The sequence below is a fragment of the Mesorhizobium sp. 113-3-9 genome (assembly GCF_016756515.1).
Taxonomy (GTDB): Bacteria; Pseudomonadota; Alphaproteobacteria; order Rhizobiales; family Rhizobiaceae; genus Mesorhizobium.
This window is the reverse complement of the sequence record NZ_AP023246.1, coordinates 4,619,980-4,631,801: the sequence shown is the minus strand read 5'-3', so window position 1 is coordinate 4,631,801 and position 11,822 is coordinate 4,619,980. Positions and strand designations below refer to the sequence as shown.

The 11,822-nt window shown below is 59.5% G+C and carries 10 protein-coding genes; 6 read left to right on the top strand and 4 right to left on the bottom strand.

Annotation, left to right across the window (positions count from 1 at the left end):
- Positions 1-57: 57 nt before the first annotated feature.
- A complete protein-coding gene (locus MesoLj_RS22545; RefSeq protein WP_202322602.1) occupies positions 58-303 on the bottom strand; it encodes a hypothetical protein in 246 nt (81 codons plus the stop codon).
- Positions 304-536: 233 nt separating this feature from the next.
- Here MesoLj_RS22545 and lov point away from each other — a divergent pair, with 233 nt between their 5' ends.
- The gene (gene lov, locus MesoLj_RS22540) at positions 537-1,571 is read left to right on the top strand and encodes a blue-light-activated histidine kinase (RefSeq protein WP_202322600.1); all 1,035 of its coding nucleotides are present in this window, start codon (positions 537-539) and stop codon (positions 1,569-1,571) included.
- Positions 1,572-1,726: 155 nt separating this feature from the next.
- On the opposite strand, the gene katE is transcribed toward lov, so the two are convergent.
- Genes katE through MesoLj_RS22525 form a run of 3 tightly spaced genes read right to left on the bottom strand, consistent with a single transcriptional unit; the run spans position 1,727 to position 4,665 of the window.
- Positions 1,727-3,841: a catalase gene (katE, locus tag MesoLj_RS22535; protein WP_202322598.1), complete on the bottom strand. Its 2,115-nt coding sequence runs from the start codon at positions 3,839-3,841 to the stop codon at positions 1,727-1,729.
- A gap of 35 nt (positions 3,842-3,876) precedes the next feature.
- Complete coding sequence (locus tag MesoLj_RS22530; RefSeq protein WP_202322596.1) at positions 3,877-4,344, bottom strand: DUF6894 family protein; 468 nt, start codon at positions 4,342-4,344, stop codon at positions 3,877-3,879.
- Positions 4,345-4,356: 12 nt separating this feature from the next.
- Positions 4,357-4,665, bottom strand: a complete 309-nt coding sequence (locus MesoLj_RS22525) for a hypothetical protein (RefSeq protein WP_202322594.1) — start codon at positions 4,663-4,665, stop codon at positions 4,357-4,359.
- 414 nt (positions 4,666-5,079) lie between these two features.
- Between MesoLj_RS22525 and MesoLj_RS22520 the strand changes: the two genes are divergently transcribed.
- From MesoLj_RS22520 to MesoLj_RS22500, 5 genes are read left to right on the top strand one after another with little or no spacing between them, the layout of a single operon-like run.
- Positions 5,080-7,476, top strand: coding sequence for an FdhF/YdeP family oxidoreductase (locus MesoLj_RS22520; protein WP_202327424.1), 2,397 nt, complete (start codon positions 5,080-5,082; stop codon positions 7,474-7,476).
- Between the two features lie 30 nt (positions 7,477-7,506).
- Positions 7,507-8,091, top strand: coding sequence for a c-type cytochrome (locus MesoLj_RS22515; RefSeq protein ID WP_244735140.1), 585 nt, complete (start codon positions 7,507-7,509; stop codon positions 8,089-8,091).
- Entirely contained in the window at positions 8,082-9,077 is a 996-nt protein-coding gene (coxB, locus tag MesoLj_RS22510; protein WP_202327422.1) for a cytochrome c oxidase subunit II, read from the top strand. Before MesoLj_RS22515 ends, coxB begins: the two co-directional genes overlap by 10 nt.
- The gene (gene ctaD, locus MesoLj_RS22505; protein WP_202322585.1) at positions 9,074-10,984 is read left to right on the top strand and encodes a cytochrome c oxidase subunit I; all 1,911 of its coding nucleotides are present in this window, start codon (positions 9,074-9,076) and stop codon (positions 10,982-10,984) included. The genes coxB and ctaD overlap by 4 nt, the downstream gene beginning before the upstream one ends.
- Positions 10,981-11,583, top strand: a complete 603-nt coding sequence (locus tag MesoLj_RS22500; RefSeq protein WP_202322583.1) for a cytochrome c oxidase subunit 3 — start codon at positions 10,981-10,983, stop codon at positions 11,581-11,583. Before ctaD ends, MesoLj_RS22500 begins: the two co-directional genes overlap by 4 nt.
- The last annotated feature ends 239 nt before the right edge of the window (positions 11,584-11,822 follow it).

Below are 11,822 nucleotides of genomic sequence, written 5' to 3'. Positions count from 1 at the left end.
ATGTGCACTGCGTTCCTGCCAATGGGTTCCTCGCGCAGCGTAGGGTCAGCGGCCATGTCAGCGCGAGATCGAAAACTGCGACGGGGATTGCTGCGCATCGAACGCAACACCCAGACCATGAGCCACGGCGCTTGCGGCGATCATGTCGTCGAGCTCGCTTCTGGAAACCGGACAGGCTTTCATGACAGTCAGGACAGCCGATGCTGCTTGCCTCACCGACACAACATCGTGCCGCTTCTTCCGCACCTCGACGTACTGCTCGATAAGCATCTTGAGGCGGCGCTCCTCGACCTCGTGTGACATCTTGATCCTCCACCCAGATCAACCGCGGCCGGCGGTGCCCTTGTGGCACCCGCCGGGATTTCGATTGCTGTTAATCTGCGGCCCCGATCCTTGTTCCACCGCTCGGGCAGAAGGCGTCAACGTCGTCAACGATTGTCGCGACCAGATTGGCATCCGCAGCGAATTCGCCAACGATCGGCAACGCTTTAACGCCTCTCACGTTCAAGGTCTTAATCGGCACCAAGGAAGCCTTAATGGACGAAAAAGACCTGTCCCATATTCACGGTGATCAGCCGGCCGCAGTGACGGCGGATGCGCTGCCAGACCGCAAAGAGTTGGCGGCGACAGCGTTTCAGCGGACACGCATGCCGATGGTGGTCACCGATGCCACCCAGCAGGATTACCCTATAGTCCTGGCAAACGAAGCTTTCCTGAAATTAACAGGATACGATGCAGGAGAGGTTCTCGGCAAAAACTGCCGGTTTCTGCAGGGTCCGGCAACATCCAAAATCGCCGTTTCCGAAATACGGGCCGCGATAAGAGAGGAGCGCGAGGCCAGTGTCGAACTCCTCAACTACCGTAAGGATGGATCGCCCTTCTGGAACCAGCTTCACTTCAGCCCAATTCACGATGACAGTGGCCGTGTTGTGTATCACTTTGGCTCTCAAATCGACCGCACGGAGTATCGCAGGATCCAGTCTCTCGAAGACTCCGAGCACCGGCTTCTTCTAGAGGTAGACCATCGCGCCAACAATGTGCTTGCGCTTGTCGACAGCATCGTTCGGCTTACTCGATCGGACGACGCCGCCTTGTATGCGGCCTCGGTCCAGCAGCGAGTGCAATCTCTGGCCCGAGCCCATACTTTGCTTTCCCGGCGCGGCTGGCATCAAATTCCGCTACGGGAGGCCATTCGGACTCAGATAGAGCCCTACGGGGCGACACGGGCAGTTTTAAGCGGCCCGGAGATCATGCTTGCAGCTCATGCGGTCCAACCGCTTGCGTTGTTCATCCATGAGCTCGCCGTAAACGCGGCGTCCCATGGCTCGCTCTCGCAGGACACTGGCCAGGTCGCAATCAGTTGGAACGAAATCCCGCAGACCAAAGGGCTTGCGCTCGTTTGGGAAGAAACGGGAGGCCCGCCGCCTGCGGGCATCCGAAAGGCAGGCTTTGGCACTGTGATCGCCGAAGCTACGATACGGCGGCAGCTTCAAGGATCTACCGAGCGCGAATGGTTAGATCGCGGCGTGAGAATCGTCGTCGAAGTGCCTAACGTCACCAGCGAAACGTAGCACCCGCTCAACACACGTGAGCGGGCAGTCGTCGCGGCAAAAGCTCCGTTGGTCCCGACACAATGTCCACACCATTCGGAACTGTGCTCTGAAGAAATTCATCAAAATGAAGGGCCACTCTGCGGGCCCCTCTTTTCAAGCCTGAATACGCGGCCTCACAGCTTGACCGCGGCTTCCCGTGCCCACAGCCGCAGACCCCTGCAACTTTCAATGAAATCCGTGGCACTCGCCTTGTCAGCCAGCGGCAGCATCCCCTCGTCAGCCCCGGACTCCACGCCCGCTTTGGCCAGAAGCGGCACGGCGCCCGGTGTGAAGCCGATGAACTTGCAATGAGAAAAGGCATCCGCGACGAAATCGCGAGCCGCTGCTTCGCCGGCCAGCATATTGGCACTCTCTTCGGTGAGCAGGATGGCGACCGCGTCAAACAATACCGATGGGCCGCCATCGATCATATGCTTGGCCACAATCTTGGTGCCATCGCTGGCCACCGCGCCGCCGACCTTTGCCGCGATAACTTCCATGGCGGCCCCTTCATTCTCAATGGCAGCCTGCAAGGCTTTGAAGAGACCGGCGTCCGTGCCAGTGCCGATCAGGACGCCAACCTTGCGGCCAGCAAAGCTCTCCGGACCATTGGCAATGATGCTCAGCGCTGGCGAGGGCTCAAGATCCGTGCGCGGCGATACAGCGGCGTCGGCCGGCTTCGGCATCTCGGTCATGCCGAGCTTGTCGGCGACCGTGACAGCCAGCCCCTCATCGATGTTCAGCAAGTGCGCGATCATCCGCTCGCGGATGGCTGGGGTTTCAACCTTGCTCAATTCAAAGGTCAAGGCCTGAGCGATGTGGCGTTGCTCGGGCGGGGTCTGGCTGTTGAAGAACTGGGCGGCCTGGCTGTAGTGGTCGGCGAAACTTTCGGGCCGCAGCCGGACCTTCTGGCCCTCCTCCCCGTCCGCGAAGGACCGAAACCCACGCTCCGGGGATTCGCGAGGGCCGACGCCGAATGAATTCGGCTGGTAGTTGGCCCGTCCAACCGGATTGCGCATCGCCATATGGCCGTCCTGCTGGAAATGATGGAATGGGCATTTCGGCGCGTTGATCGGCAGATGCGTGAAATTGGGGCCGCCCAGGCGTTTCAGCTGCGTGTCGAGGTAGGAGAAGTTGCGGCCCTGCAGCAGCGGATCGTTGCTGAAGTCGATGCCAGGCGGAACATTCTGGGTCATGAACGCGACCTGTTCGGTCTCAGCAAAGAAATTGTCCGGCATCCGGTCCAAGACAAGACGCCCGACAGGTATGGGCGGCAAGATCTCCTCCGGAATGATCTTGGTCGGATCAAGGATGTCGAAGTCGAAATTGTCGGCAAACTCCTGGTCGAACAATTGCAGGCACAACTCCCATTCGGGGAAATCGCCGGATTGGATGGCATTCCAGAGGTCCCTGCGATGAAAGTCGGGATCGGCGCCGTTGATCTTGACCGCTTCGTTCCAAACGACTGATTGCATGCCAAGCTTGGGCTTCCAGATGAATTTCACGAAAGTCGATTCATCGGCCGCATTGACGAGCCGGAAGGTGTGCACGCCGAACCCTTGCATGAAGCGGAAAGAGCGCGGGATGGCGCGGTCCGACATCACCCACATGATCATGTGCATCGATTCCGGCGTCAGACTGATAAAGTCCCAGAACGTGTCATGCGCCGACTGCGCTTGCGGGAAGTCACGGTCGGGCTCCGGCTTGACCGAATGGATTACATCGGGAAATTTGATCGCGTCCTGAATGAAGAACACCGGGATATTGTTTCCCACGATATCCCAGTTGCCCTCTTTGGTATAAAGCTTCACGGCAAATCCGCGGACGTCGCGGGCAAGGTCGAATGACCCCTTGCTGCCGGCCACCGTCGAGAACCGCACGAATGCCGGCGTTTTTTCTCCAGCTCGCTGGAAGATGTCGGCGCGCGTATATTTTGCGAGCGACTCGTAGGTTTCGAAAAAGCCGTGGGCGCCGTAGCCACGCGCATGCACTACCCTCTCAGGAATGCGCTCATGGTCAAAGTGGAAAATCTTCTCGCGGAAATGAAAATCCTCGATCAGCGTGGGACCACGTGCGCCGATCTTGAGCGTGTTCTGGTCATCTGAAACCGGGCCGCCCTGGGCTGTTGTCAGGACGTCAGTGTCGCCCTCCGCAACTTGATGCAATTCCCCGCCTTGGCCTCTGACCAAGGTCAAGTCGTGGACGGTGGCTGTCGGTGCGTTGGCTCCGGCTGCTGGCTTACGCGGCATAGTGCTCTCCTTTGAAACGCTTGAGAATGACGGGCTCAAATTTCGGACCGAGGTCGTTGGTCCAGCTCGGCGGCGGCGCGTTGCAAGTCGGAAAAATCGACTGTGGCGACGATGTCACCGCGACGGTCACGCGCCCTGACGGCCCAGCCCACCGGTGCTTCACCCCGAGACAGGGCGTCTTTCCACAAATCCTCCGCCGAGCGCCAGCATTCGTCGCGCACCGCGTCCAGATCGGGAAAGACCAGGCCACTCACGTCACGGATCTCCCCATTGTCATGATACTCAAGCCGATACTCATCCCCCGCATCGGCTATCCGCTGTTCGCCAGAATTCTCTTCCTCGACACCAAATTTGGCGGCATGCAAAAGCATGATCTTGGATTTTTCGATCAGCTCTTCAGGGGATAAAACCGCCGGTTGCGCAACGGTGACGAGTATATTGTCACCACCCTCGCCGCGGAATTCCACAACGTTGTTGGCAACGACGATTTCCAGAACCTCCATACCTATGCTCCTTCACATCTGGTCGTTGTAAGGCTGTTTGGTGATCCCGACCTGCGTGGCCAACTCTGAAAACGGCGGCACGCCGGCTTCGGACTGGCTCGTGTTCGCCAGTTGCAGAAGTCGCAAAGGGAAGCAGACGGCATCGCGGTTTGCCGGTGACATGTCCTCGAACATGCGCTCGTCGCCGGCGAACGAGGCTTCCGCCGTTTTCAAGGCCCTATCGATATCATCAATGGAGAGGAGTCCCTTCCGTACCAGGGCGTTGTTGACCGCTGCGACCGCCATCAGCAGCCCCTCCACCTGTAGGTTGGCGACGTTCATTTATTTTTCTCCATCACGCTTCCGATGGTCGGCGAATCAACGGGTCTGCAAGCTGGACGCGCCATGGGGAATCTCCTTCGGGACGTTGGACAACTTTCCACGCGAGACGAGGTTCCAGAGCCGCCATGCGATCCCGAAGCGGCCGACGCAACGCTTCTTCTGACGTCAGGAATCGGTGGCAAAAGTTGAGGAAAACGCAGTCAGTCCATGCGTGGAACCGTCAGGCAGATCCCAAGTTTCATATTCCGGGAAACGCTGATTGGCCAACCTTTCGCATTGTCGAGCATGTCGCAGCCAGGAAGTCATCCCATGGCTGGCGAAATGAAGGTCGCGGGCCAGGTGGCGTTGCTTGGGCGTCCACGGCAAATGAGAGCGAGACCGACGAAAATCTCGCTGTGGCAAACGAGGCAGGAAATGACGTCGAATACGAGAACAGCCACTGTCAAGCCGTATAAAGGGCCCGCCGGTGGATGGGGCTCAGCGAAATCCGTGGCTGGTGTTCTCCTAAAAGAACATGTTCCCTTGAAAGGGACCCGGTTGCTGTCGACCCAGAACAAGCCTGAAGGCTATATGTGCGTGAGCTGCGCCTGGGCAAAGCCGGCGCAGCCGCATCCGCTCGAATTCTGTGAGAACGGCGCTAAGGCGACAGCTTGGGAAACCACGTCGCGACGTGCAGGCCCGGCGTTCTTCGACAAGCACACGCTGAGCGAACTCGAGCGATGGGCGGATCACGACCTCGAACAGGAGGGTCGGCTGACGCACCCAATGCGCTGGGACGCTACCAGCGACAAATATGTGCCGGTCGAATGGCCCGCTGCATTCGAAGAGATCGGCAGGGAGTTGCGCGCTCTGGACCCGCATCAGACCGATCTTTACACATCCGGCCGGGCGTCACTCGAGGCGAGCTACATGTACCAGCTGTTCGCCCGGATGTACGGCTCCAACAACATGCCCGACAGCTCGAACATGTGCCATGAAAGCTCCTCCGTTGCGCTTCCCGAGAGCATCGGCGCATCGGTCGGCACCGCCATTTTGTCCGATTTCGAGAACACGGACTGTATATTCTACATTGGCCAGAATGTCGGGACCTCCTCGCCACGCCTGCTTCATGATCTGCAAGATGCAGTCAACCGGGGCGTGAAAATTGTTACTTTCAACCTGCTGCGGGAGCGCGGGCTGGAGCGCTTCGTCAATCCGCAATCACCCGTCCAGATGCTGACCGGGAAAGAGACACCGATTTCGTCGGAATATTATCAGGTCAACAACGGCGGCGATATCGCAGCGTTATTCGGCGTCTGCAAGGCTCTCATCGAAGCAGACGACGTTCTGAAGGCCTCCGGTCGAAACCCTGTCGCCGGACGCGATGCGACGCCAAAAGATCCGGACAACGCAGCCATGATTGCCTTTGCGGCATCGATGGCATCCGCTGCCAAGAAGCACGTTCTCGATCACGATTTCATCAAGGAACACACGACCGGCTTCGAGGAATTCGCAGCAGCTGCGCGCGCCCACCAATGGGACGAGCTTGAGCGTGTATCGGGGCTGACACGCGCCGAAATGAAGAAGGCCGCCGTCACCTATGCCAACGCAAACGCAGTCATGATGGTCTACGGCATGGGCCTGACACAGCAGCTCATGGGCGTCGAGAACGTTCACATGGTCTGCAACCTCGCGCTGCTGCGCGGCAACATCGGCAAGCCCGGGGCGAATATTTGCGCCGTTCGTGGTCACTCCAACGTGCAGGGCCAGCGCACCGTCGGGATTACGGAGAAGCCAGGCCTGGCGCCCCTCGACAAACTTTCCGAGCTCTATGGCTTTGAGCCGCCGCAATGGACCGGTCGCTCGACGGTGGAAACGTGCGAAGCGATTATGACGGGTCAGTCCCGTGCGTTTATCAGCCTTGGCGGCAATTTCCTCAGAGCGGTGCCAGACACCACCGCCATGGAAGAGGGATGGCGCAAACTTCGTTTGAGCGTTCAGATAGCCACCAAACTCAACCGCAGCCATGTCCTGCATGGAGAGGTCGCATATCTGCTGCCGTGCCTTGGCCGCATCGAACTCGACCAGCAGGCGAGTGGGCCGCAAGCGGTGTCCATGGAAAGCTCGATCGCTCATTTCCATGGCTCGCGGGGCAAGACCAAACCGGCGAGCTCTGAACTTCTCTCCGAACCGGCCATTATTGCCGGCATTGCCAAGGCTACGCTTGGGCAAAACAAGGTTCCATGGGACGCCTGGGTTGGCGACTACGCCGAGATCCGCAATGCTATTGAGCGGACTTACCCCGAGACTTTCAAGGATTTCAACGGACGGCTTTTCAAGCCCGGCGGATTCGCGAGACCGCTGCCGGCGCGCGAGCGCAAATGGGTGACGAAAACGGGGAAGGCGAACTTCATCACGCCGGACAAGCTTTTCCCTGACTTTGCAACCGCCGACAGAGCAGGTGTTTTGCATCTCGCCACGCTGCGCTCCAACGACCAGTTCAACACCACCATCTACGGCTATAGCGACCGCTTCCGTGGCGTTGAGGGCACGCGCCGGATTGTATTCATGAATGCACAAGACATCGCTCGCCTGGGCTTCGTCGATGGTGACATCGTCGACATGACGACAGCAATCGATGGCAACAGCGTTCGCAGCGTCGGTGGCCTCAGGATCGTCCGGTACAACATTCCCAAGGGCTGTTGTGCGGCTTACTATCCTGAGACAAATCCGCTGTTTCCCTTGGCCCATCACGATCCAAAGTCCAAGACCCCTTCGTACAAACTTTTGCCGGTGCGTTTGAGCCGATCAGCCCAGTCACAGCATGGTTGAATCCCTTGTAGGCGGATGATGAAGAGGGAGATGAGCTATTCGAATGGCGCTCTTGCGGCTGCGGCGATAACGCTCGGCATTGCCAGCGCAGCCTTGGGATGGCTTCGGGAGCCGCGAGAGCTTCGGCTGAATCCGCCTGTCGCGTCTGATCTTGATGGATTCCGGCTGATGCCAAATGGCATCAGCGGAACGCCGCCCGAGAGTTATTTTGCGTCGGGCAAGCCATACGAAACGGACGCCTACAATCTAAGCCAGGGCAAGCGTCTTTACACCTGGTTCGGCTGCCCGGCATGCCATGGTGATGGTCGCGGCGGCGCTGGCCCGTCGTTCCTGGACGGCTGGTGGCTGTACGGGCCCGAGATCGTGTCCATCGTTGCGTCCGTCAGGGACGGCCGGCCGCATGGGATGCCGGCCTTTCGCGACCGGATGACGACCGAGCAGATGTGGCAGCTCGCCGGCTACGTTCAAACGATTGGCGCTTATAAGCCCAAAGTTGCGGCGCCCAGTCGCAACGATGACAAACAGACCCGCCCTGCCGAAAATCGTGGTCCGGCAAAAATCCTCTTCGACCAGGGGCCGGCGGGGGTTCACCCTGACCAGGGGCCATCGCCTTGAGAGGCGCGCGCGTCATCGCGTTGTGGGCCGCTACGATCGCGTGCGGCTGCAGCGGAAACCAGTCCGCGCTCGACCCCTCTGGCGCGCCCGCGCTCCATATCGAACACCTGATTATCGGCATCGTCGCCCTGTGCTCGGGAATCTGGCTTGCTGTGATGCTCGTGCTTGGTGGCGCACTGTGGCGCAAACGCCAGCAGGACGAAACGGAAATCCGGCAACGGCGGCTGACTGTGGTCGTAACTGCGGCAGTGGCCGCGACCGCCATTGTGATTGCCGGCATGACGGTTGCCAGCTTCTACACCACCCGCGGCATCGGCCTTCCGGAAAAAGCCTCTATAACGATCACTGTAAGAGGGCAGCAATGGTGGTGGCAGGTCTTCTACGCCAGTTCCTCCGAAACACCTGGCTTTCAGACCGCCAATGAAATTCACATCCCTGTTGGTCAGGATGTTCATGTTCGGCTTGAAAGCGCTGATGTCATCCACTCTTTTTGGATCCCCAGTCTTGCCGGCAAGCAGGATCTTGTCCCGGGGCGCTCCAACAGTCTGCTGCTGCGGGCCGAAAAGCCGGGTGTCTATCGCGGTCAGTGCGCCGAATTCTGCGGACTGCAGCACAGCCATATGGCGGTGATGGTCATCGCAGAAGCGCCAGTCGACTACGCACGCTGGATCGCGTCACAGAGTGCTGACGCAATCCCGACGACGGGCCCTGACGTCGCCGCCGGACGCACGGCTTTCCTGGCAAAGCCGTGCGCCGCCTGCCATATCATCCGGGGCACAGCCGCCAACGGCACCACCGGACCTGACCTTACCCATGTCGGCAGTCGTCAAACAATCGCGGCCGGCCTCGTCGAGACCACGCGCGGTTCACTGGCGGCATGGATCGCCGATCCGCAGACGCTGAAGCCCGGAAACAACATGCCGATGGTGCCGCTGACCAGTATCGAGCTCCAGGATATCTCGGCCTATATGGAGAGCCTGAAATGACCCGCTCGAAGGATGATGGGCTCAGGGACACGGCATTCAGCGACAAGGAACTCAACCGGGCCCTCGCCTCGACCTGGTCAGCGCAGCCGGGGCTGTGGGGCGCCCTGTCGACAGTGGATCACAAGGTAATTGGCCGACGCTATATCGCGACAGCTTTTGTTTTCCTGGCGCTTGGCGGGGTGCTGTCGCTGCTGATGCGGCTGCAACTGTCGCAGCCTGAAGCCAGGTTCATCGGACCCGATCGCTACAACCAGATTTTCACCATGCACGGTTCGAACATGATGTTCCTGTTCGCCGTCCCCGTCATGCAGGCAATGGCCGTCTACCTCGTGCCTTTAATGGTGGGGACACGCAACATCGCCTTCCCGCGCCTCAACGCATTTTCCTACTGGATCTATGTCGCGGGCGGCTTGCTCTTGTGGATTGCCTTCATCGTCGACACCGGCCCGGACGTCGGATGGTTCGCTTACGTGCCCCTGTCGGGGCCGCAATATGGCGTGGGCAAACGCGCCGATATCTGGGCACAGATGATCACCTTCACCGAGGTTTCCGCCCTCGCCATCGCCGTCGAGATCGTTGTGACCGTGTTCAAGCAGCGCGCGCCGGGGATGTCGCTCGACAGGATTCCGCTATTTGTCTGGTCGATGCTGGTGACGTCGTTTCTTATCATTCTGGCCATGCCGGCGATCATGATCGCAAGCACGAGCCTTATCCTCGATCGCCTTGTCGGCACGCACTTCTTCAACCCTGCCGAAGGCGGCGATGTGTTGCTGTGGCAGCATCTGTTCTGGTTCTTCGGTCATCCCGAGGTCTACATAATCTTCCTGCCGGCAGTGGGCATGGTGTCGACCATTGTAGCGACGTTTACGCGTCGGCCAGTGTTTGGCTACCCGGCGATGGTTATGGCCTTGGTGGCGACGGGGGTCCTCGCCTTCGGCCTTTGGGTCCATCATATGTTCGTTGCCGGTCTTCCACGACTGGGAGAGAGCTTTTTCACCGCCTCCAGCATGGCGATTGCGGTACCGGCCGGATTGCAGATTTTCTGCTGGCTTGCCACCATCTGGGCGGGAAAGCCGATCTTCAAAACGCCGTTCCTGTTCGTCATCGGCTTCATGGTGATCTTCGTGATTGGCGGCCTCACCGGCGTGATGGTGGCCTCGGTTCCGTTCGATACCCAGGTCCATGACACCTATTTCGTTGTCGCCCATTTCCATTATGTCCTGGTCGGCGGCGCGGTTTTTCCGCTGCTCGGCGCGATTTATTACTGGTTCCCGAAGCTGACGGGCAAAATGATGAGCGAGACCCTTGGCCGCTGGGTCTTCGGCCTGATCTTTGTCGGCTTCAACCTGACGTTTTTTCCCATGCACATCCTGGGTCTTCAAGGCATGCCGCGTCGCATCTACACCTATCAGCCCGAGATGCCTTGGGCCGGCCTCAACATGTTCATTAGCCTTAGCGCAATCGTCCTGGCCGCTGGCTTCCTTCTGTTTTTCATCGATGCCATCCGCAGTGCCAGGTCAAGCGCCGTCGCGAGTGCTAACCCCTGGGGAGCCTCGACGCTTGAATGGGCGACGGCGTCGCCGCCGAAACCCTACAATTTTGCCAGGCCACCCGTGGTTAGCAACGGAGAGCCCCTGTGGGCCGAGGCGGCCGCCCTGCCCGTCGCTGCCGGCTTGCGGGTCGACCGGCGTGAGCTTTTGATCACCAGCGTCGTTGAGGGCATTCCGGAAGCGCGGGAATCAACGGTCGGCAATTCGATCTGGCCGCTTTGGGCAGCGCTTGCCACCACCTTGACGCTGGTCTGGTCCATATTCAGCCCATGGGCGGTTGTCTGGGGTTCCATCCCGGTCGCGGTCTCACTGATAGGTTGGTTCTGGCCCAAGGGCGTGCCGGAGGACGAGTCATGAAAGAAGATATCGTGCTCGATCTGACCGAGCTTCCAGCGCACGGCCTTGGCACCGCAAGCCCGTCATGGTGGGGAACGCTCGCTTTCATGCTCATCGAAGGGACAGGCTTTGCCCTCTCGATCGTGATCTATCTCTACCTGATGAGCCTGGCGCCGCGATGGCCATTGGGCGCCCCGCCTCCGGATCTGTTGGCCGGCACGGCGCTGACAGCCCTTCTGCTGGCAAGCCTTGTTCCCAACATCCTCGTCGCACGCTGGGCGCGCGAGCAGGATCTGCGAAAGGTTCGCCTCGGATTGATCGTCATGGCCATACTGGGAATAGTGCCTCTGGTCCTGCGTGTCTTCGAGTTTCCGGCGATGCATATCAAGTGGGATCAAAACGCATACGGTTCGATTGTATGGGTTATGCTTGGCCTCCACACCACCCACATCCTGACTGATGTGATCGAGACGCTGGTACTCGCTTGCCTGATGTTTTCCCGGCATGGCGACACGCCGCGCCGGTTCGGAGATGTCAGCGACAACGCGATGTACTGGAACTTCGTGGTTGCGACGTGGTTGCCCATGTATGCCTGCCTCTATTGGATACCTCGGCTTTGAGAAAAACATGGCTGCAATGGACCGGACTTGGTGTCGCGCCGCTAGCCTGGGCGCTCAGCACCCAGCTTGGCCAGATCATGCCCTACATTGACTGCCGACAGAATAGTCCGTGGAGCGCCGTCCTCTGCGGGGTTCTTCTGGTTGTTTCGATCGCTGGCCTAACTGCAGCGCGTACGGCTTCACACGGGACTGTCCAGACCAGGCGCTTTATTGTTGACGCGGGATTTCTGATCGCGCTG